8 protein-coding genes, 3 tRNA genes and 3 rRNA genes are annotated in these 24,191 nt (G+C 36.7%); 9 read left to right on the plus strand and 5 right to left on the minus strand.

Translation table 11 applies throughout. The annotated features are described in order from the left end of the window. Positions 1 to 329 precede the first annotated feature (329 nt). The 6 genes from JNUCC72_RS00225 to JNUCC72_RS00250 all read left to right on the plus strand — a co-directional run bounded on the left by JNUCC72_RS00225 (position 330) and on the right by JNUCC72_RS00250 (position 5,458). Positions 330 to 1,901 (plus strand): 16S ribosomal RNA (locus JNUCC72_RS00225). An 80-nt stretch (positions 1,902 to 1,981) separates the two neighbouring features. After that, a tRNA-Ile gene (locus JNUCC72_RS00230) sits at positions 1,982 to 2,055 on the plus strand. A gap of 24 nt (positions 2,056 to 2,079) precedes the next feature. Beyond that, positions 2,080 to 2,152 (plus strand) — tRNA-Ala (locus JNUCC72_RS00235). A 122-nt stretch (positions 2,153 to 2,274) separates the two neighbouring features. Further along, positions 2,275 to 5,187, plus strand: a 23S ribosomal RNA gene (locus tag JNUCC72_RS00240). Between the two features lie 71 nt (positions 5,188 to 5,258). Beyond that, a 5S ribosomal RNA gene (rrf, locus tag JNUCC72_RS00245) occupies positions 5,259 to 5,375 on the plus strand. Together the 16S, 23S and 5S rRNA genes with 3 tRNA genes alongside form the textbook arrangement of a ribosomal RNA operon. Positions 5,376 to 5,385: 10 nt before the next feature. After that, a tRNA-Asn gene (locus tag JNUCC72_RS00250) sits at positions 5,386 to 5,458 on the plus strand. Positions 5,459 to 6,012: 554 nt separating this feature from the next. Here the strand turns inward: JNUCC72_RS00250 and JNUCC72_RS00255 are convergent. Continuing rightward, the gene (locus JNUCC72_RS00255) at positions 6,013 to 7,323 is read right to left on the minus strand and encodes an NCS2 family permease (protein WP_454143773.1); all 1,311 of its coding nucleotides are present in this window, start codon (positions 7,321 to 7,323) and stop codon (positions 6,013 to 6,015) included. A gap of 144 nt (positions 7,324 to 7,467) precedes the next feature. Continuing rightward, a complete protein-coding gene (locus tag JNUCC72_RS00260; RefSeq protein ID WP_056974694.1) occupies positions 7,468 to 8,112 on the minus strand; it encodes a deoxynucleoside kinase in 645 nt (214 codons plus the stop codon). Positions 8,113 to 8,276: 164 nt separating this feature from the next. On the opposite strand from JNUCC72_RS00260, the gene JNUCC72_RS00265 reads away from it, so the two are divergent. Beyond that, positions 8,277 to 9,122: an aldo/keto reductase gene (locus tag JNUCC72_RS00265; RefSeq protein WP_454143775.1), complete on the plus strand. Its 846-nt coding sequence runs from the start codon at positions 8,277 to 8,279 to the stop codon at positions 9,120 to 9,122. A 30-nt stretch (positions 9,123 to 9,152) separates the two neighbouring features. Here the strand turns inward: JNUCC72_RS00265 and JNUCC72_RS00270 are convergent, their stop codons facing one another. The 3 genes from JNUCC72_RS00270 to JNUCC72_RS00280 form a co-directional block, all read right to left on the minus strand. Then, positions 9,153 to 12,719, minus strand: a complete 3,567-nt coding sequence (locus tag JNUCC72_RS00270) for a collagen binding domain-containing protein (protein ID WP_454143777.1) — start codon at positions 12,717 to 12,719, stop codon at positions 9,153 to 9,155. Positions 12,720 to 12,801: 82 nt separating this feature from the next. After that, on the minus strand, positions 12,802 to 15,171 hold the full coding sequence (locus JNUCC72_RS00275) for an HAD-IC family P-type ATPase (RefSeq protein ID WP_454143779.1): 2,370 nt from the start codon (positions 15,169 to 15,171) through the stop codon (positions 12,802 to 12,804). Between the two features lie 163 nt (positions 15,172 to 15,334). Next, positions 15,335 to 17,677, minus strand: coding sequence for an ABC transporter ATP-binding protein/permease (locus tag JNUCC72_RS00280; RefSeq protein WP_454143781.1), 2,343 nt, complete (start codon positions 17,675 to 17,677; stop codon positions 15,335 to 15,337). A gap of 116 nt (positions 17,678 to 17,793) precedes the next feature. Here JNUCC72_RS00280 and JNUCC72_RS00285 point away from each other — a divergent pair, with 116 nt between their 5' ends. Next, entirely contained in the window at positions 17,794 to 18,231 is a 438-nt protein-coding gene (locus JNUCC72_RS00285; RefSeq protein ID WP_454143783.1) for a MarR family winged helix-turn-helix transcriptional regulator, read from the plus strand. A gap of 287 nt (positions 18,232 to 18,518) precedes the next feature. After that, entirely contained in the window at positions 18,519 to 24,182 is a 5,664-nt protein-coding gene (locus tag JNUCC72_RS00290) for a hypothetical protein (protein ID WP_454143785.1), read from the plus strand. Positions 24,183 to 24,191: the final 9 nt, after the last annotated feature.

Raw genomic sequence — 24,191 nt, forward strand, 5'->3', positions numbered from 1 at the left:
ATTATAGTCTTTGTCGTTGAAAAGCGACAGCTAAGCAGCTCAAACGAAATTAAAAAGATTTCAAAAAAGAGTTGCAAAGCAAAAGAAAACATGGTATATTAATTAAGTCGTCAAGTTGAACAAACAAATTATTCTTTCATAAGAAAAAAAATAATTTAAAAAACTTCTTGACACTGGTTATCAGCTTTGATATAATAAAGAAGTTGTTAAACAAAGTAGACCTTTGAAAACTGAACAAAGTTTCGCATAAATGTGTGGGGGTAATTAACCCCAAGCAATGAGCGAAGTCAATTCGCTAGTAAGTTTTAAAAAGAGCAAGTCAAACAATCTAAAATGAGAGTTTGATCCTGGCTCAGGACGAACGCTGGCGGCGTGCCTAATACATGCAAGTCGAACGAGTTTGCTCTTATGATGGTAGTGCTTGCACTACTTGACTAAGAATCCAAACGAGTGGCGGACGGGTGAGTAACACGTGGGTAACCTACCCTAAAGCGGGGGATAACATTTGGAAACAGATGCTAATACCGCATAACAATAAGAATCGAATGTTTCTTATTTAAAAGATGGTTTCGGCTATCACTTTAGGATGGACCTGCGGCGTATTAGCTAGTTGGTAAGGTAATGGCTTACCAAGGCGATGATACGTAGCCGACCTGAGAGGGTGATCGGCCACATTGGGACTGAGACACGGCCCAAACTCCTACGGGAGGCAGCAGTAGGGAATCTTCCACAATGGACGAAAGTCTGATGGAGCAACGCCGCGTGAGTGAAGAAGGGTTTCGGCTCGTAAAACTCTGTTGTTAGAGAAGAAAGATAATAAGAGTAACTGTTTATTATTTGACGGTAACTAACCAGAAAGCCACGGCTAACTACGTGCCAGCAGCCGCGGTAATACGTAGGTGGCAAGCGTTGTCCGGATTTATTGGGCGTAAAGCGAGCGCAGGCGGCTAATTAAGTCTGATGTGAAAGCCTTCGGCTTAACCGGAGAAGTGCATTAGAAACTGATTAGCTTGAGTGCAGAAGAGGAGAGTGGAACTCCATGTGTAGCGGTGAAATGCGTAGATATATGGAAGAACACCAGTGGCGAAGGCGACTCTCTGGTCTGTAACTGACGCTGAGGCTCGAAAGCGTGGGTAGCAAACAGGATTAGATACCCTGGTAGTCCACGCCGTAAACGATGAGTGCTAAGTGTTGGAGGGTTTCCGCCCTTCAGTGCTGCAGCTAACGCATTAAGCACTCCGCCTGGGGAGTACGACCGCAAGGTTGAAACTCAAAGGAATTGACGGGGGCCCGCACAAGCGGTGGAGCATGTGGTTTAATTCGATGCAACGCGAAGAACCTTACCAGGTCTTGACATCTTTTGACCACCTAAGAGATTAGGTTTTCCCTTCGGGGACAAAATGACAGGTGGTGCATGGTTGTCGTCAGCTCGTGTCGTGAGATGTTGGGTTAAGTCCCGCAACGAGCGCAACCCTTATTACTAGTTGCCAGCATTAAGTTGGGCACTCTAGTGAGACTGCCGGTGACAAACCGGAGGAAGGTGGGGATGACGTCAAATCATCATGCCCCTTATGACCTGGGCTACACACGTGCTACAATGGATGGTACAACGAGCAGCGATACCGCGAGGTTTAGCTAATCTCCTAAAACCATCCTCAGTTCGGATTGCAGGCTGCAACTCGCCTGCATGAAGCTGGAATCGCTAGTAATCGCAGATCAGCATGCTGCGGTGAATACGTTCCCGGGCCTTGTACACACCGCCCGTCACACCATGAGAGTTTGTAACACCCGAAGCCGGTGAGGTAACCTTTTGGAGCCAACCGTCTAAGGTGGGACAAATGATTAGGGTGAAGTCGTAACAAGGTAGCCGTAGGAGAACCTGCGGCTGGATCACCTCCTTTCTAAGGATATACGGAAACACACATTTGAAACTTTGTTTAGTTTTGAGAGGTTTACTTCTCAAAATGGAGCATAATGGATTGGGCCTATAGCTCAGCTGGTTAGAGCGCACGCCTGATAAGCGTGAGGTCGATGGTTCAAGTCCATTTAGGCCCATTTAACTGAATAGTTAATAAACCTGGGGGTTTAGCTCAGCTGGGAGAGCGTCTGCCTTGCACGCAGAAGGTCATCGGTTCGATCCCGTTAACCTCCATAGACAACGAAAGTTGTCGGTTGAACATTGAAAACTGAATATGATTTAAGAACCAAAAGCCGAGGTTATCGAAAAGATAATCAAACACCGCGTTTTTAAGAGTAAATTAAAGAGAAATCACAGGTTAAGTGATAAAGGGCGCATGGTGGATGCCTTGGCACTAGGAGCCGATGAAGGACGGGACAAACACCGAAATGCTTTGGGGAGTTGTAAGTAAGCTTTGATCCAGAGATATCCGAATGGGGGAACCCACTAAGAGTAATCTTAGTATCTGTATGTGAATACATAGCATGCAGGAGGAAGACGCGGGGAACTGAAACATCTCAGTACCTGCAGGAAGAGAAAGAAAAATCGATTTCCTGAGTAGCGGCGAGCGAAACGGAAAGAGCCCAAACCAAGAAGCTTGCTTCTTGGGGTTGTAGGACTACAATAACGGACTTAAATAAGATAGAAGAATGAGTTGGGAAGCTCAGCCAAAGAAGGTGACAGCCCTGTATTTGAAATCTTGTTTATACCAAAGTAGTATCCTGAGTACGGCTGGACACGAGAAATCCAGTCGGAATCCGGGAGGACCATCTCCCAAGGCTAAATACTCCCTAGTGACCGATAGCGAACCAGTACCGTGAGGGAAAGGTGAAAAGCACCCCGGGAGGGGAGTGAAATAGATCCTGAAACCATGTGCCTACAAGTAGTCAAAGCCCGTTAATGGGTGATGGCGTGCCTTTTGTAGAATGAACCGGCGAGTTACGTTATGATGCAAGGTTAAGTTGAAGAGACGGAGCCGAAGCGAAAGCGAGTCTAAATAGGGCGAATAAGTATCATGATGTAGACCCGAAACCAAGTGACCTATCCATGTCCAGGTTGAAGATGCAGTAAAATGCATTGGAGGACCGAACCCACGTACGTTGAAAAGTGCGGGGATGAGGTGTGGATAGCGGTGAAATTCCAAACGAACTTGGAGATAGCTGGTTCTCTCCGAAATAGCTTTAGGGCTAGCCTTGGAGTAAAGGATCGTGGAGGTAGAGCACTGTTTGGACTAGGGGCCCGTCAAGGGTTACTGAATTCAGATAAACTCCGAATGCCATTGATCTATATCCAGGAGTCAGACTATGAGTGATAAGATCCGTAGTCGAAAGGGAAACAGCCCAGATCACCAGTTAAGGTCCCAAAATTTATGCTAAGTGGAAAAGGATGTGGCATTGCGTAGACAACTAGGATGTTGGCTTAGAAGCAGCCATTCATTTAAAGAGTGCGTAATAGCTCACTAGTCGAGTGACGCTGCGCCGAAAATGTACCGGGGCTAAGCATAATACCGAAACTGTGGATGTGTTATTTATAACACGTGGTAGGAGAGCGTTCTAAGGGCGAAGAAGGTAGATCGTAAGGACTGCTGGAGCGCTTAGAAGTGAGAATGCCGGTATGAGTAGCGAAAGATAGGTGAGAATCCTATCCGCCGAAAGACTAAGGTTTCCTGGGGAAGGCTCGTCCTCCCAGGGTTAGTCGGGACCTAAGATGAGGCCGAAAGGCGTAATCGATGGAAAACAGGTTGATATTCCTGTACTATGATGCATTGTTTGAACAATGGAGGGACGCAGCAGGCTAAACGAATGTGCGAATGGAAGAGCACGTCCAAGCAACAAGTTTTATTATGAGTCAAATGCTTATAATTATACGGATGAGTTGTGATGGGGAGCGAAATTATAGTAGCGAAGTCGTTGATGTCACACTGCCGAGAAAAGCTTCTAGTTAGATGTATTGTACCCGTACCGCAAACCGACACAGGTAGTCGAGGAGAGAATCCTAAGGTGAGCGAGCGAACTCTCGTTAAGGAACTCGGCAAAATGACCCCGTAACTTCGGGAGAAGGGGTGCTGATTTTAAATCAGCCGCAGTGAATAGGCCCAAACAACTGTTTATCAAAAACACAGGTCTCTGCTAAATCGAAAGATGACGTATAGGGGCTGACGCCTGCCCGGTGCTGGAAGGTTAAGAGGAGAGCTTAGCGTAAGCGAAGGTTTGAATTGAAGCCCCAGTAAACGGCGGCCGTAACTATAACGGTCCTAAGGTAGCGAAATTCCTTGTCGGGTAAGTTCCGACCCGCACGAAAGGCGCAATGATTTGGGCACTGTCTCAACGAGAGACTCGGTGAAATTATATTACCAGTGAAGATGCTGGTTACCCGCGACAGGACGGAAAGACCCCATGGAGCTTTACTGTAGCTTGATATTGAGTATTTGTGAAACATGTACAGGATAGGTAGGAGTCGATGAAGTGAGAACGCTAGTTTTCATGGAGACATTGTTGGGATACTACCCTTGTTTTATGAATCCTCTAACTTTTGCCAATTATCTTGGTAGAGGACAGTGTCAGGTGGGCAGTTTGACTGGGGCGGTCGCCTCCTAAAGTGTAACGGAGGCGCCCAAAGGTTCCCTCAGAATGGTTGGAAATCATTCGCAGAGTGTAAAGGTATAAGGGAGCTTGACTGCGAGACTTACAAGTCGAGCAGGGACGAAAGTCGGGCTTAGTGATCTGGTGGTACCGCATGGAAGGGCCATCACTCAACGGATAAAAGCTACCCTGGGGATAACAGGCTTATCTCCCCCAAGAGTTCACATCGACGGGGAGGTTTGGCACCTCGATGTCGGCTCGTCGCATCCTGGGGCTGTAGTCGGTCCCAAGGGTTGGGCTGTTCGCCCATTAAAGCGGCACGCGAGCTGGGTTCAGAACGTCGTGAGACAGTTCGGTCCCTATCCGTCGCGGGCGTTGGAAATTTGAGAGGAGCTGTCCTTAGTACGAGAGGACCGGGATGGACATACCGCTGGTGTACCAGTTGTTCTGCCAAGGGCATCGCTGGGTAGCTATGTATGGACGGGATAAGCGCTGAAAGCATCTAAGTGCGAAGCCCCCCTCAAGATGAGATTTCCCATTCCTTTAAGGAAGTAAGACACCTCAGAGATGATGAGGTCGATAGGCTAAGAGTGGAAGTATAGCAATATATGGAGCGGATTAGTACTAATCAGTCGAGGACTTAACCAAGTTAAGCGGTAGGCTTTTGGAAAATAAATCATATTCAGTTTTGAGTGTTCAGCACTCAAGGTAAATAAAAGTGTGGTGGCGATAGCAAGAAGGTTACACCTGTTCTCATGCCGAACACAGAAGTTAAGCTTCTTAACGCCGAAAGTAGTTGGTGGGTGACTACCTGCGAGGATAGGACGTTGCCACGCTTTTTTTTATTCCGGTTTAGCTCAGTTGGTAGAGCACTTGACTGTTAATCAAGCTGTCGTCAGTTCGAGTCTGACAACCGGAGTTGAAGTTACAAGTAAGAGCCGTAAGCATATTTAATATATGTTTACGGTTTTTTTGATGCATAAACAAAACAATATTCTTAGTTCTTAGATAGAAACTATAGTAATTTGAGCTAAGGATTGCTTTCTAAAAGACTTTTTAAAGATTACTTGTTTCTCCCCCCTTCTTTGATAATTGGGAAGTAAATAAAGGCTTATTTTGACTATTGAAGTATTTATCTGTGGTCAGAGAAGACCTTTATGAAAGAATCTCACATGAGGGACAATAGTAGAATAAAAACACATAGACAGTTGCAATTGAATTGCTTTTGCCAGAGTAATCTGTTGTCCGATATTGTGTCCTTAAATAAGCAATCAAGTGAGCATATTTGGATTTTATAGTAATGCTATGTTCTCTACTACTCATATATTTAAATATCCAGAGAAGAGGATTTTACTGCTTTGTAGAGTCCGACGCTTTATAGTCAACTGTACGGGGAAGTCCGCTAGATTAAAATCAGAGACAAAAAAAGAGGATCACCAATTACTTGGTGATCCTCTTTATATATATAGGCTACTATTTGATATTTAACATCCATAAGAAAATCATAAATACGACAGCCAGACCGTACATGATAGGTGAAACTTCTTTACCACGTTTGGCAGCAAGCATTGTGAATGGATAAACAACCATACCTAATGCTAAACCATCTGAGATAGAGTAAGTTAGTGGCATACCGATAATAATTAAGAAAGCAGGAACTGCAATTTCAAATTTATCCCATTCAATTTTTGCAAGTGAACTTGCCATCAGAGTACCTACAATAATAAGTGCTGGAGCAGTCACTTGATTAATAATTACAGCCAATAATGGTGAGAAGAATAAACTCAAAATGAACATGAAACCAGCAACGATAGCAACGATACCTGTACGACCTTTAGCAGCGATACCAGCTGAAGATTCAACGTAAGCACCAACTGGTGAAGTTCCTAGCAATGAACCCACTAACATAGCTACTGAGTCAGACATTAATGCACTACCAACACGAGGCATCTTGTTATTCTTCATAAAACCAGCTTGTTCAGCAAGACCAACTAAAGTACCTGCTGTATCAAAGAAAGTAACCAGCAAGAATGTTAAAACAACGATTGCAAGTTGTAGTGTATTGATGTTACCAACATGTGCTAAAGCAACTCCAAATGTAGGTGCAAGACTTGGTGGTGTTGCAACGATTGAACTAGGAAGTGCAATCAAACCTGTTGCCATTCCTAAAATAGCACTCAATACCATTCCGATGAAAACAGCACCTTTAACATTTCTAACCATTAAAATAACAGTTACGAGTAATCCGAAAATTGTAATCCAAGTTGCGGGTACATTTAATGAACCTAAAGCAACTAATGTAGAATCACTTTTTTGAATTAAACCACCATTTTTAAGTCCGATAAAAGCAATAAACATTCCGATACCAGCTGAAATTGCTTGTTTAATGTTAGCAGGAATGGCATCAATAATCTTTTCACGTAATTTAAAGACAGTAATTAAGATGAATAAGATTGAAGCAATGAAAACACCCGCAAGAGCGGTTTCCCAAGGAATCTTCATTCCAATAACAACTGTATAAGCAAAGAATGCGTTAACTCCTAGTGCGGGCGCCGAGGCGAAGGGATAGCGTGCAAAGACTCCCATTAAGATACAACCTAAAGCACTTGCTAGAGCAGTAGCTGTAAAGACAGCACCTTTATCCATTCCAGCGTCTCCTAAAACGTTAGGGTTTAAAAATAGAATGTAAGACATGCTAATAAAAGTCGTTAAACCGGCAATAATTTCTGTTTGCCAGCTTGTATTGAATTTATCAAACATGAAATAAGATTTAACTTTATCCATATTTTCCTCCGATTGCGAAATATAATGTTCGCGTTTTTATTTTTAAAATCATATACTAATATCTTAACACTTTCTTAAACGTTTGAAAACCAAACATTACCATCAAAAAATAAAAAAGCGTACGAAAAAAGACTAATCTTAAGATTAGTCTTCATCTAATTCTGCTAATTTATCCTTAATTAGCTTGATAACAGTTTGGCGGTCATCTTCATTTGCAATAAAATCGTATTTATCGCCATCAATAATCATTTTCTTAGAGTAATTATAGTTGTTATACCAAGGCTTGTAGTAGTCTAGTAAACGCTTATAATAATCTTCGAGATCTGGATTTTGGTCGATCTGTTCATATGAACGGCCACGTTTTTTGATTCGTTTAATCATAGTTTCGTAAGAAACATTGATATGAATTAACAAATCAGGATGTTTTTTAGGCATGCCATCAAGTTCTTCCATCATATTATCAAGCAATTCGTTGTATAAATCGACTTCGACATCAGTCGCACGGCCCATATCAGCGTTCATTTGGAAGAACAAAGCGTCTTCATAGATTGAGCGGTCTAAAACATTGTGACGATGTGTTAGCGCTTTTTTAATGGAAGCAAAACGTTTATTTAAGAAAAAGATTTGCAATAAAAAAGCATATTTTTCAGGATTATCATAAAATAAAGGTAAAATTGGATTATCTTGAACTTCTTCAAAAAAAGGCGTTGTACCTAATTCATCGGCAATGATTTGGGTAAGGGTTGATTTTCCGGCGCCAATGGCACCACTAAGTACTAAAACGGTCATCACATTCCTTCTATTCTGGTTGATATTAATTAGAGAAAACATTACTAATCTTACCGCAAAATGTGGTGAAAATCAGCCCAATTTTCATAAATTTTAGTAAGGAAATACCCTCTTATTATCGTGAAGGAATTGGATTTGGTATAATAGGAATAAGGAGTGATATCATGAGAATTTTAGACTATCAAGGCGAAAAAATAAGTGAGCTCGGTATCGGAACTTGGTACTTGGGCGAAGGTTCAGAAATTAAAACTGCTGAAGAAATAACAGCGATGAAGTATGCCTTAGATCGTGGTATTAATATGATTGATACAGCTGAGATGTATGGTAATGGACTAGCTGAAGAACTCGTTGGAAAAGTGATTAAAGATTATAAACGGGAAGATATATTTTTGACGTCTAAATTTTACCCACATAATGCGTCAAAAGGTGATATGAGACAAAGTTTAGAGGCTAGTTTGAAACGATTGCAAACTGATTACTTAGATACATATATGCTACATTGGCGAAGTGATGAACCACTAGAAGAAACTGTTGCAGGATTAAATGAACTACAACAAGAAGGGCTTATTCGTCACTGGGGAGTGTCAAACTTTGATGTTGATGACATGAAAGAGTTACTGGCCGTTGAAGGTGGCGATAAAGTTGCCGCAAATGAAGTCTTATATAATATTGAATCAAGAGGTATTGAGTATGATTTAATGCCATTTCAAAAAGAAAAAGACATCGCTTTAGTTGGCTATTCACCATTTGGGTCAGGCTTTGGCGATTCAATTGCAATCACAAATAATTTAAAGGAGATTGCCGAAATTCACCAAGCTACGCCACACCAAATTTTACTGGCATGGGTTATTCGTGATCATAATTTAATCACAATTCCTAAAGCCGCCAAAGTTGGCCATATGCAAGAAAATATTGCGGCTAGTGATATTGTTTTATCGCCAGATGAACTAGCTGTTTTGGATCAAGACTATCCAGCTCCAGATCGCAAAATGATATTAAAAGTTATCTAAAAAAGACAAAATAAAAACGCCGCTAATTTATTAGCGACGTTTTTTTAGTGCGGGATATAAAATAAATCCGCTGAGTAAAACAATAATAATCCCAACATATTTAAGTGTTAAGTCATGTTTTTGACCTGTTTGAGGTAAGTTTGATGTTGGTTTATTAGTGCTTGATTGTGTAGCTGTTGATTGAGTTGTGCTATTTGATGCACTTGAGTCGGATTGACTACTGTCAGATGACTGAGAAGATTCTTTATCTTGAGGGATAGAAGGATCAGAGTCACTTGATTGTGAGGACTCGTTGGTACTTGATGAAGAAGATTGGTTATTTTTACTGTCAGAAGTAACAGAGGGATCTTCAGTAGTACCAGTATTATTTGTATCAGTTTGTCCTTTGCCTTTATCATCATCTTCATGATTATCGGTTTTATTATCTGGTTGTGATGATTTTTTGGTATTTCTGACTTCAAATACTATGTTATTTGAAGTTGAATCTGGCAAGCCTATGCTAAATTCTTTTCCTTTTAACCATTCTTGGGGAATCTCATAACCATCATCTGTTGATATTTGTTTAATAACGTAACGTCCTTCTTTTGGGTAATCCCATAATATAGTACCGTTATCATCTGTATATTGTTCTGAGGCTATACTAGTATTGTCCTTAACAACAAGTTCAATTCTAAATTTAAACTTTTGACCAATTAATGGGTTTTGGTTATCATCTGTGAGTCTAATCTTGACAGACAGACTATTTTTACCGATGACTTGCATGTCTTGAGATGAGGGGGCACTTACGGTAGCTGGTTTAGATGAATAAGTTTGAGTATCAGATGATCTATATCCATTGTAAGCTAATTCAACCGAGTTTACTAAATCACCTTTAAAAACAGGTGATGTCTTGTAGTGAATTCTGTAAGCTTTTTCAATAGGATTATTAAAAACAATTTTAAACTTATTGGATGTGGAATCTTGATTAGCTTTTTCAACTTTATATTCGCTTTTATCAATTATTTTATTGACAGCATTAGTATTTCCATTATCATCTAATTTGAGTTCTTCAACACGAAAGTTGTCGTCATCATAATTTACGAATTGATTGTTTGAAGGGTCATCTGTGATGATAGCATTGAATAGTTTTGACTGCGATTTGTTAAATTCAATTGTCCAGTCGACGGTTTTATCTGATGTATTAAAAACACCTGATTTATTTATTAATTGACCACTATTTGGAATTCTGAAGGAACCGCTAATAAAGGGCTTTTCTTCAGAATTTTTATATATGTTGTTATAAATAGTTTTTTCGGAATCGAGTACCATATTATCAAGTGATGTTTTAAGCCTGAATAAGTAAATTTTATTAGATGAATCAGGTGGAGTAAATGAAATTTTTTTATCTGATAACTTAGACACATTATTGTTAGATACAAGTACTTTGCTATTTTCAATTAAATTACCATCTTTGTCTAAGCTAACTTCATAAACGTTATACTCTAAAATTTTACCGTCTGTAATTTCGTTATATAAAGTTTGATTTGGAAGAGACGCGCGACCAGGGTTGATAATTGTATCCCATGTAATATTTCGGTTGCTTATATCAGAGTTTGCTGTTGCAAAACCATCTTTTAGACTCTGTTTGATTTCTAATCTTGCACTGCTAGTGATAGTTTTTGCAGATGTGTTACTTTCACTTATTTTAGCAGTAGCAGAATTATAATCAAAAGTGTATTTACCAGCGTCAGAATTGGTTCCAGTCGTCTGACTAGAATCAAAAGAGGTATCGTAACATAATTTGTATCTTTTGGAAATATTTTCTCCAAATGTGTTAATCGTTTTTTTATCATCGCTAACTGTTATATTAAAAGTTGTGTTGCCGTCCTTAATAGAGTAAGAGTTAGTTTGGTCTGAGTTTTTAACACCCGGAAAATTATTAATTACGTATCCTCTTCCTGAAATTTCTTTCAAAGTAAAGTTAGGATTATTAGCCACCGTAATGCCTTTTGGTAGACTATTTGTGATTTCATAGTTTTGATTGTTGTATCGATTGGTATTGATGTCATAGTGCCACGTAGCAATCTTTTTGTTATAGTCAATTGGTTCGTCAGCTTGATAAATGGTAAAAAACAAATTATTTCGATTGTTTTTGTCGATTCTATTGGAGACAGCGGTATCGCTTAAACCTTGAGAAGAAGTTGTTGTTGTTAATGTAATATTTTGAATACTATCATCTAGCACATAACTATCTAGTATTGTTTTATATTGGATATAAATACCATCATCTTTTAAATCATCTTTTAATATCTTAATTGTTGCTTCGGTGTAGTCTTGATTAAAAGTAATGGTGTAATCTTTTCCTTTTTCTAACTTAGAAGAACCAGAAGAATCGGTAGACGTGTCAGATACGGTAGATAATATAAAATCATTCTCAGTTAGTCTGTGCGCATTAGAAATAGTTTTGGAGCCATTAGTAGTAGCCGTTGCAGTGATAATAAGCTCATCAGCTGTTTTGTGATCGTAGTTATATTTGGCTGCCCAATTATAAGTATTACCGAACGGATTTTTAAATTCATTATCGATTAGAGGATCATAACTGACTAAAAAATCACCACTAGTTGAACTTCCAAGAGACTGGTTGTCAGTTGATTTAAGCGCAATAGTTTGTTGGAATTTATATGAGGAAGCGCCACTCTCAATTTCACTAGTTGCGATATTTATTGGGTTATAGTCTATTCGGATTGTTTGATTTATTTGTTTCTTTAACTTAATAGTTGTCCCGTCAATCTCATAGTCTGTCCCTTTAGTTAATGGCGCATCAGCATGATTTTCTGAGCCATCAATATTCAAGTATACAGGAGTTACTACTATTGAATCTGGATTAACTGTAAGAGTAGGGCCTTTACTGTTGTTATTTGAATTAGACACAGAATTATATTGAGATGTAATAGACGATCCTTCATACAAAGTGTTTCCTGTTCTATTAACGTATGCAACACTTCTAATGGATTGGAGATTTTTGAAAGTATTGCTTCCATTTTGAGTATTACTAATTGGAAATAAGTTATTAGAAATACTGCTTTGTTTTTCTTCTTTTACCGGAATAGATCCATTTGGAAAATTCTCAAAAGAGATAGAAGAATTATTAGGAATATTGCCTTTAACTATCCCGCTAATTTTTAAGTCAGTTGACTCTAAATTTTCAAATTTATCTAGATTCTTGTCAAAAGTGAAAGTTAGCTTACCATCTTGTTGGATAGAATAAGAACCAAATGAAACAGGATCACCTATACTTCCGCCACTAGGTGTATAGCTAATATTTTCAGGTAACGTGAAAGAAAACTGATAAGTTTTATCTTGGTAATCGCTAGGTCGATTCCATGACCACTTATATTTAAAATCTATCTGGTCATTTGGATGAAATTCTTTAGCACTTGAGTTAAAATCGAGTGTTTGACCATTTCTAGAAGCAGAATAAGATTCAGGCGTTATCTTAACATCAGCTGTTTCAGTTGTTTCTGCACTAACATTAACTTGCGTTAGTGGGATGACGTATCCTAACGCCATTACAGTAATTATAAGGATATTGATAATATTAAATAGTTTATTTTTCAAGTTATACCTCCTAGTTCTATTAAATATTACTAATCATTCAAAGTGACATACCTCAGAATTTTACCACAAAAAAAAGAAGCTGTTAAGCTTCAGGTTTTGAAATATAATAGTTATTTAATTTTTTGAATATTATTCGATATAAAACGAACAATGGCCATGCCGTTAGGATTAATGGGATATACCAGATAGCTAAATCAAAGCTAAAAATTGAAGTGAGTTCAAACAAGTTACCTAAGAAACCATAAGAGATGATAATCCCAATAACCACAAGGGATAAAAGCCCATACTTAATAGGTGTTAAAGGCTTACTTAGATATAGCAAAGTGATAAAACCAATTACGGTAATCATCAGTGAGACCATGGTTGAACTGTCCGCAAATGGGACTTGAGCATAGCTTTGTAAAAATGAAAAAATGATGACATAAGTCACAATTGAGAAAGCAGCAGGCGCTGCAATCGATAAGACATTATCCATAAAACGACCAGTTGGGCGACTAAAGTCAGGTTCCAAGGCTAAGAAAAATGAGGGGATTCCCACCGTTAACATTGTAGCTGGTGTTAATTGGCTAAGGTGGAATGGATATTGTAGATTAACAAAAATGAAAATAACAGCCAAAATAATCGAATAAATGGTTTTGTTCAAGTACATTGAAGCAACACGTTCAATATTGTTAATAACACGACGCCCTTCATTTAAAATATGGATCATATTATCAAAGTTAGCATTTAATAGAACAAAATCAGCAACAGATTGACTGGCATCGTTTCCACCTGCCACAGCAATCGCACAATCTGATTGTTTAAGCGCTAACACGTCGTTAACGCCATCACCTGTCATTCCAACAGTTTTACCAAGTTTTTGGTAGGACTTGATTAAATTACGTTTTTGAGTAGGGGAGACACGGCCAAAAATATTGTAGTTTTGGACTAAATAAGTAAAATCAACGTTGTCGGTTTGTTGGCTCATATCGACATAATCTTTAGCGCCTTTAATCCCAGCACGTTGGGCAACATTGCTAACGGTTACGGGATTATCACCAGAAATCACTTTTAAGTCGATGCCTTGTTCAGCTAAGTAATTGAAAGTCTGTTTAGCTGAGGGACGAACTTCATCAGCGATTTTGAGCCATCCCATTGGTTTGAGGGATGCATCATCCAGCTTCTTTAAGTCACCAGTTCCTTTAGCAATCAAAATAATTCGAAAACCATCGGCTGTGGCTTGTGCAATTTTTTCAGCCACATCAATAGGAAGCTTTTGGTTTTTAAAGATAAATTCAGGCGCTCCCATTAACCAAAATTCGTCGGGTTTATCAGTGAAACTAGCGCCACTCATTTTTCGATCTGAAGAAAATGGGAGTGTTGCAGAGGCTTCTTTTGTAGTAGGTGTCTTAGTGTAACCCAAAATCACACGTGCAGTAGCATTGTCATCTTGATTGGCAGTGACAATAGCTTGTGTTTGGTCGATTAATTCTTCTTTAGTTAAATCAGCAACCGGTTCAATTTCATGAATATGCAGATTACCGGTTGTAATAGTTCCTGTTTTATCTAAACAAAGTGTATCGATACGTGCTAGTGATTCAATCGCATTAATTGAACGCGTTAAGACTTTTTTACGGCTAAGGTTCAATGAACCAACAGCTAATGCAACAGAAGTTAATAAAACAAGTCCTTCGGGAATCATGCCGATGACAGCAGTTGCTGTACCTAGAATAATTTGGATATAACCGCCACCTTTTAAGTAACTTGAGATAGCTAAAATAATTCCTAATGGAATAATAATATAGGTTAGTATTCTGATGATTTTGTTAATCATATTGAGCAATTGACTTGAAGGTTTTTTTTCAGTTTTAGCTTCAAGTGATAATTTTGAAATAAAGCTTTCATGTCCAACTTTTGTTAATTGAACAATCGCTTGACCACTATTAATAAAAGAACCAGACAGCACTTCATCTTGATCTTTCTTGATAATGTTACGAGATTCACCAGTTAAAGGGGATTCATCGACTTCAAGGCCGTTAGTTTGTAGCACAATCCCATCGGCAGGAATTTCATTTCCACGTTTTAAAGTGACAATATCACCTTCAACAAGTTCATCTTGTGACAATTGAATTGACTTACCATCACGTTTGACCGTGATTTGTTGCATGGTGATTAAACTCATGGCATCAACTTGGCGTTTTGCACGAAGTTCTTGGAAAATGCCAATAACAGTGTTGAATAAAACGGGGCCTAAAAACCAGAGGTTGGCATATTTGCCAGTGATAGCGACCAAAATCGCAAAGAATAGGTTGATGGCATTAAATAAGGTTAACGTGTTTTCAGAAATAATCTGACCAACGCTTCGGGTCAGCGATTTGACGGGTACATTGACTTTACCTTCTGATTTTTTTTGTTCGACTAGCTTTGAACTTAACCCATTTTGAATGAGTTCAGTTGTTGCTTGATTCTTCATTGACACAACCCCAATACTTATATATTTAAAAACGATAGTGGGTTAAAACCCTTCCTATACTACTATGCTTATTTTTCTTTAATAATTCAACCATTTCGCCATAATTTTTGTAGATTATTAAGATTTTAACAAAATAAAAAAGACCCTAACAGGGTCTTTTTTATTATTCGCTACGGAGAGCGGTTGAGGCGTCTTTTTTGGAAGCCATTTTTGATGGAATGTGACCACCTAACATTGTTAATGCTGTACTAATAATAATTAAAATAATAGCATGAACAGGGTTAAGGTTAGCAACATTTTCAAGGTTGGTGATTTGGTAAAGTAATGCGTTTATTGGGAATAACGCTAAATAACCAATAACAACACCAAGTACACCAGAACCAAGTCCTAAAATGAATGTTTCGGCATCAAAGACGTGTGTGATATCTGATTTTCTCGCACCTAGTGCTTTTAGAACACCAATTTCTTTTGTACGTTCAATAACGGAAGTATAAGTTAAGATACCAATCATAATCATACTTGTTACCAGAGAAATACCAGCAAAGGCAACTAGAACGTAAGTAATACCGTCCATTAAACCACCTGTAAGACTTGAAACAGTACCAGCCATATCTGTATAGATGATTTTATCTTCGTCTGATTTGCCTTCATTATATTTGTCTAGGTAAGTTAAGACATTTTCTTTGTTTTTGAAGTTATCAGTGTAAATTAAAATACTTGATGGAATGTCATTACCCCCAAGAAAAGCAAGTGTTTGGGTCTTAGCCATATCACTTGTAATAGGTTGACCAGTTAACACATTGTTGTTGCTTTCTTTTTGTGCTTTGACAATTTCTGAGTTTGCGTTATCTTGAATGATTTCTTGCGCTAGTTTGTCAGAGTAAGCAATTCCAGGAGCAAGTGCTGTTGTTCTTGAAGTTCCATTTGACTTCAAAATACCGACAACTTTAACTTCACGATTTTGTGAGTTATTGTAAGCCGTTGTTAAATCTTGTGTTGGCATAAAATTACCTGTTGGTAATTGTTGGTAGTAGTTATTGTTATTAACTAACTTAATACTTGTCCCAATAATTTGGTTATAGTCTAGTTTTTGATCATTTGAAACATCAAATCCTAAGTTCTTAAGTGAGTTGATATTTGTTTTATTGTCTTTATCAACAATTAAAACCACATCAGTTGGGTTTGAAGGATAGTCACCGTTCACAAGTTGGTAGTTATCTTTTAAGAAATTACCTTTATTTGGATCAAGTTGTTCAGGGAAAACGGATACGCCCATTCCTGTCATAGCAGACATTTGTTGAGCCATACTGCTGCCATTGTCGGATTGATTTGAGAATTTAACAGCTTGAACTTTACCATTAACTTCACGAAGTAAGTTCATCCCAGTAGCACGGCTATAACTGATGTTATTACTATCATTAGGATTCATTTTGTTAAGGTAATCAAGATAATTGCTGTCGATTTTGTTAGTATGCGTTGCGGCTTCGTTTTGATCTTGCTCAGCAATGACATAGTTAACATTTTCAGATTGAGAAGCATCGGATTTATTCTGCGTAAGTGAAGAACCGGCTGAAGTTTGAGTAGCTACTTGTGAAATTGTAATCGGAAACTTCGATAATGTCTCACCTTGAGTTTGTCCAATTTGAATTCGAAAACCATTGGATAATCCTAGAACAATGGCAATACTAATAATTCCAATACTTGAGGCAAAAGCAGTTAATAAAGTACGCCCTTTTTTAGTTTTAAGGTTGGTGAAGGATAACTTAAGTGCAGTCCACCAACTCATTTTCGTGCGTTTTAAATTGAATTGTTGGTTACGATTGCTATCATCATAAGGATTAGTATCATCTTGAATTTTACCATCAGCAAAACGGACGATACGATCTGAATAATCTTTGGCGAGTTCTTCATCATGGGTAACCATAATAACTAAACGGTCTTTAGAAATTTCTTTAATCAAGTTCATAATTTGAACACTGGTTTTACTATCTAAAGCCCCTGTTGGTTCATCAGCTAGCAGGATTTCTGGGTCATTTGCAATCGCACGAGCAATTGCCACACGTTGCATTTGACCACCGGAAAGTTGTGCGATTTTTTTATCGATATGGTCACCAAGGCCTACACGTTTAAGAGCGTCTACAGCTTTTTGAGTTCTCTCTTCACTGGATACACCACTTAAAGTCATCCCAAGTTCAACATTATCCAAAATAGATAAGTGACCAATAAGGTTGTAGCTTTGGAAGATAAAGCCGACTGAGTTATTACGATAAGCGTCCCAGTCTGTTTCTTTAAAATTCTTAGTTGATTTATTTTTGATTAATAAATCACCAGAATCATATTTATCTAGTCCACCAATGATGTTAAGCATAGTGGTTTTACCAGAACCACTAGGTCCTAAAATCGAAACGAATTCTTTGTCTCGAAAAGAAAGTGAAACATCATCTAGTGCTTTAGTTGTTGTATTTCCAACATGGAAATACTTTTTAAGATGTTTAAGTTCTAACATGGTTAATATCCTTCCATACAGTATGATTTATATATATTAATTATTAACAATTGTAAACTGTTTGACAAAATTGTCAATGCACTATATTATTTTTTAGAAAAGGACGTGAAAACTTAATGGAAAATAAAGAAAATAACCCAACCAATTCTTCGCTTGAAGTTGTGAGTATTTTAATGCGAGTTTTGTTTCATAATATGAAGTTGAATGGCTCGCTTTCAAGAATGCAATTATTAACGTGTTTCGTTGTAATCGATGAAAAGAAAGTTAAAATGTCAAGATTAGCTGATTTAATGGGCATTTCACGCGTACAGGTGAGTCATTTAGTTAAGTCACTTGAAGAACAAAATATTGTTGCTAGAAAAACTAACCCTGATAATCGCCGAGTAGTTGAAGTTGAGATGACTCAATATGGTTATGATTATGTGCATGAACAGTCAGAAGAATGGCGTCAAAATTTTGAAAAAGAAATGGCGAGCGTTTCTAAAACTGATTTGGCTGAATTAGATCAGCATTTAAGTCAAGCAGTTGAAATATTGAAGAGAAATGGCAAATAAATTTGCGAATGTAAACTAAATACCAATAATATTAATATAAAATTTAATTTTTGAAAAAATAATTAAATTATTATATTTAGGTATAATAATTTAATGGTTAATTTTATAAATGTTGTTAAAACAACGTTTATATGGCTGACTTGATTAGCTAGAAGTGTATTTTTTACTTATAAAAAATAAATGATCAGTTAATATAATACCTAATTATGATTGGTCATGTTTAAAATAGATGACGTTTTTGACTAAAAAGAGTACCCTCCTAGATGTAGAATCTAGGGGGTATTTTTATGAAAAATAAACAAAAGAATTTCGATTCAAAAGTATCTAAAAAAGTAATATATGCCAGTTCTGCATTACTTGCAGCTACAGCATTTGCAACTGTCGCCTCATCTGATATGGGACAAAGTATTCAAGGGGTTAACCCTGTCGTTCAAGCAGCTACTAATTTGCAAGTTGCACGTTTGGATGGGTTATATACCAACACTAACAGTATTACTTTTTATGTTCCTGGCGTGCAGAAACATAATATCTTTGCCATTGGAGTTGCCAGACCTGATTCAACTATGTCTTGGTGGAATGCAAGTTCAAATTCTATTCAAGTGTCGCCAGATGGTCAGCACTTCACTGTTAGATTTACTTCTCCAGCCAACATAGAGTTTATTAATAACCCTAAAAATCGTGGTCAATCTATGACCTTTGAACTCCAATTCGATGATGGTAACAGCATCCAACTTCCTTATAGTAAGGCCATCGATTCGTCCGAATTAATGAATGCTAAAAATCAGGGAAAATCAAGTGTTGACGCTTTAGTTAATCTAACTGCTCAACAGTCTGAAGATTACAAGACTCAAATTGAAAATAGTCAAAATACAACTCAAGTTAATACGTTTGTAAATCAAGCTAAAGCAACTAATGATTTAGCTACTTTAAATCAATATAAAAATCAAGCTAAAAACAATATTCAAGATTCAGCTGATAAAGTGATTGCTTGGATTAAATCTCTTTTCAGATTTGATCGGACTGGAATGATGGCAAAGCCATTCATTAATCAAATTAATACTGTATCAAAAAGTGCACAAAGTAAAATCGACAAAGCTACAAGTAAAGATGCTATTGATACAATAGTTTCTGATGCAAACAGTAGTATAAATAAAGTTAAATCTTCATCAGACTCAAACTTGTCATCAGCACAAAATCAAGCTAAAAAAGAATTAAAAGCTAAGTATGACAGTTTAAATAATCAACTTAATATGATGTTTGATTTACCAGGTAAATCAGATTTACAAGCTGAATTAACCAATACATTTAATTCTGGAAATAAAGATATTGAAGGAGCTTCTTCAGCGGACGATGCTAATAGTAAAAAATCAACGGCTATTACCACATTAGAAGCAGTTTTAGAAAAAGCTGAAAATAATCAAAAATCTAATCAAGGTAATCGTTTAGCAAATAATCGAAATCAAGCTAAAGCAGACTTGGATAACCAATATCAAAAACTACAGGCTAAATTAAACAGCTTACCAGATAGTAGTCCTAAAAAATCAGGTTTAACTCAACGAGTAAAAGATTTTAAGTCTCAATCTAATCAAGATAGTTTAACTCAAGCTCCTGATGAAGCAAGTCTAGCTCAAGCAAAGACCAATTTAACGCAGACATTTAACACACTAGCCAATGACTTAGATACTGCGAAGTTACAACAAGAAGTAACAGATTTAATTAATACTAAATCTACAGCTGTTAAAGATGCTATTGATGGAATGGGGAGTATTACTGGTAAGTCTAAAATTTTAAATTCTATTACAAATACAGCAAGTGATTTGACCAATAATATTCCTAATACACTTTCAGATTTAGCAATTCATAAAGAAAGAGTTAGCCGTGCTTTTGATGAAATTCAAGCTAATGCGGGTCTTTTGAATCAAAGTAACTTAGAACAGGCTAAAAATGACGCAAAAAGAGCTATCAATCAAAAAACTGATGAAGTTCAAGGTGTTGTTAATGAATTATCTGACCCACAAAAAACACAGTTACAGTCAGAATTAAAAGCTAAATCAAAAGCAGGCAGAGATAATGTAGATGGTGCGTCAAAATCAGCAGATGCGTTGCTTGTTAAAGACAGTTCTTTAATAGATTTGGAAGCTCTTAAACAAAAAGCAAATCAAGCAAAAGCTGGTCAACAAGCCGCTAATAATAATCAACGATTAGCTCAATCGGCTCAAGATTATATTCAAGGTATACAACCACTTTCAGATGATAAAAAACTAGAGTTTAACAAACAAGTTAATGATTTGGTAAGTAGCTACCACACTAAATTGGCAGGTGATAATTCCGATGTTAATGCTTTATCAACTAGTTTTGCTCAAGACCTTGAAAAAATAAAATCAGCAGCTAATTTAGCTAATCAAAAACAAATTTTGGATAGTCAAATTACACAAAAAAGTGCTGATGCTCAAAAAGTTATTGATAATAGTTATAACTTAGATAGCGGCCAAAGAAGCGAATTGACTAAAGATTTAGCTAAAAAGACAAGTGATTTACGTCAATCGATTTCTGGTGTTCAAAATACTGCTGATTTAGAAACTAAGAAAAGTGATCTTGGTCAACTAGATGATTTTGCTAAAGACACAAAATTAGCAGACGATAAAGCCAAAGCAGCCCATGATTTGAAAACCAAGGCACAAGAAGTGAAAAATAATCTTGATAAGTTACCAGGACTAGAAAAAAAACAAATCGAAAGTGCCCAAAAATCAATCGATGATAAGTTAAGTGATGGGTTAGCTGATTTAAGTAAACCAGAAACTACAGACGTTAATGGTAAAAAACAAAGTATTGCAAGTACTTTAGATGCTATTTTGAGTCAGAATACACAAAGCTCCAACCAAGTATTAACTGATAAACGTACAAATCTAGAGTCGCAATTAGAAAATAAAAGAAGTGAACTAGAAACTAAAATTAAGGCATTATCTCAGTTAGATTCAAGCCAGATTAATTCTGGTATTGATAAAGTTAGTGGCCTAAAAAGTAAAGCAGTTACCGATTTAGTTCCAATTGAATCTACTGATCAACTTGAACAAGTTACTAATTTAGCTCTTGCCAACATGGAAGACGAATACAATCAACTTAAATTAGCAGACGATAGGGCTAAAGCTAGTGCAACATTATCTGAAAATATTGATAGTGAAAATGGTCGAATTGACAATTTGACAGGATTAAGTTCAGTTGAACAACAAGCAGCAAAAGCTGAATTAAAAGCAATCAAAGATCAACTACCAGCAGTATTTGATGGTTTAGATAGTGATAATGCAATTGCACAAAAACAACTGGAATTACAAAATCAAATTAATCAAGTTTATGATAAATATAATCAGAATAGCAATAAGAACATTGCAGATGCTAAAACAAATACTAAATCAAGATTAAAAGCACAACGTGACGATTTACTAAATAAACTTGATAATCATGCAGATTTTAATTCCTTAACTGCAGAAGACAAGCAAAGTTACAAGACTCAAATTAATAATGCATTCGATGAAACAGCAAAAGATCATGCAAGCATTGATCAATCAAGTTCGACACAAGCTATCGGTTATTTTGAACAAGCTACAAAAGCTAAACTTACTGATTTATCAAATCAAGCTAAATTAGCAAGCTTGAAAAAACAAAAATTAGATGATTTAAAATCAAAATCAGATTTCGATACGTTAAAAAATAACAAAGGGGCAGCTTTAGTCGGTAAATTAGATAAAAATATAGTCAATTTAACAGATGAGCAAAAAAATAACTTGAACCAACTTATTAAGGATAAAATTAATAAATTTGAAAATGAAACTGTAAATAGCGAATCGGAAGTACAAGAAAAATACAATCGTGCTTTAGCAGATATTGGTAAACAATATGACGAATATGCTGAAATAAGCCAAAAAAATCTAGATAATCTTCGAACTTCTGCCAAGGACAGCTTAAAAAAACCAAGTTTAGATAATTTGAATTTGACTGAAACTCAAAAACAATCGTTTATTAGTCAAATTAATCAGAAATTATCTGAGGGCGAATCCAATATAAATAATTCAAAAGAATTTGAAACGATTTCTCAATACAAAGATTCGGCAAATCAAGGGATGCAAGCTATTTTAGAGCAAGTACAACTTCAATCTGACAAGAATACGGCTATTGCCAAAGCAAATCAACATCGAGATAATCAAAACAGGGCTATTAACCAAATGCTAGGCTTGAGTGATTCAGATAAGAATGATTTGAATAATCAAATTAATGCATTAGTTGCTGACAATTCAGGAGCAATTTCAGGTACTAAATCGAATGAACAAATTACATCCTTAGTGGCTGACAACAATGTTGCTATCGAAAAAATTATGGACGATGCTAAACAAAAGAATCTCGGTAAAATTAATGATGTTCGAACAAATGCTAAATCAGAATTACAAAAAGAAATCAATAATAATACGCTTCCAGAATTAATGGATAGTAACCTATCTCAAAGCTATCAAGTTGAAATTAATCAAATTAAGTCCAATATGGAAAACTCAATAAAAGATAACAACAATCCAAGTGATATCGCTTACCAATTAGAACAGGCTAAACTCAAAGTAGCCGACGTCAAAAGACGTGCTGATTTAGACCAAAAACGTGAAAATGCACGTCAACAATTAATCGAATATGCTCAAAAATTGAATGGTCAATTAGATAAGCTACAACCAGTAGATCAAACAGATAAAGATAATGCTAAGGATTTGATTAATCTTATTTCTGATGAAGCAGACTTTGGTTCAGCAAATTCACAAGCAGAAATCACACAAGTTCTAAGCCAAAAACAAAAAGATATGGCAGATCATTATCAATCGGCTGAAGATATTAAACAAGCCAATTTAGAGTCAGAAAGAACGGATAGATTTGAAAAACTAGCTGAACAAGTTGATAATTTACAAAATGAAATTATCAATCAAAGAAGTTTAACACCTGAACAACAAGAACAATACATTAATCAACTTTATACTGCGTTGTTCAATGCCAATGATGATTTGCAACAAGCCCCATCTAAAGAATATATGGATGGCATTGAAACTACAATGAATAAAGTGGCACAAGATGTCATTAAAGATGCTAAATTGACTAATAACAATCAACAACCAACACCAACACCAACACCAGTTCCAACTGATGATAATAATGACTCACCACAGCCAACCAATCAAAAACCAACAGCAAGTGAAGTGAGTCAAGAAGTTGGTCAAGCAGTTAAACAGGCGCAAGATACAATTAATCAAAATACAACGTTAACTCCTCAACAAAAACAAAGTTATTTAAATGCTTTAACTAACTTGCAAACCGATTCAAATAGTCAATTGAATCAGCCTGGATTTGATCCAAGTACATTCAACATGCCTAATTTAAATCAAAATGTGCAAGCCATTTTAACGAGTTTCAATGATTTTGTTAAGAGTCAACCAACAAGCCAAAATAACAAAACACCTAATAATCAACCAACTAACACTAATACAACGGCTAATACCCAAAATGCGGGTAATAATACTATTGCAAATAATGGAAATGGTAGCACTGCTCAAAATGCAGGCACAATTAGAACTGATTCAGGCAATGGCTACCGTTACTATCCAGCAACAACAGCTCAGACAGGTAGCTCTCAAGGACAACTTGAACCAGCTAACTCAGGCCAAACGCAAAACGGCAATGGTAACAGAGATACTGGCGGTTTAATTCAAAGATCAAACCAAGGTAATAACCGTTCATCTGTTGCTAATGGTGGAAGCAATGGTCCTGTCAATAAAGTAGCAAACCTAAATAAAGATAATGACTCAGGTCAATCTAATAATTGGTGGAATGCTATTCCTTATATTGGTGCTTTAATCGTCGCTATTGGGGGTATTTTCTGGTTAATTGCTAAACGAAGAAAAGACGATAATGAAGAAGAATAGAATTAAAAA

This window comes from Holzapfeliella sp. JNUCC 72 (assembly GCF_053668685.1).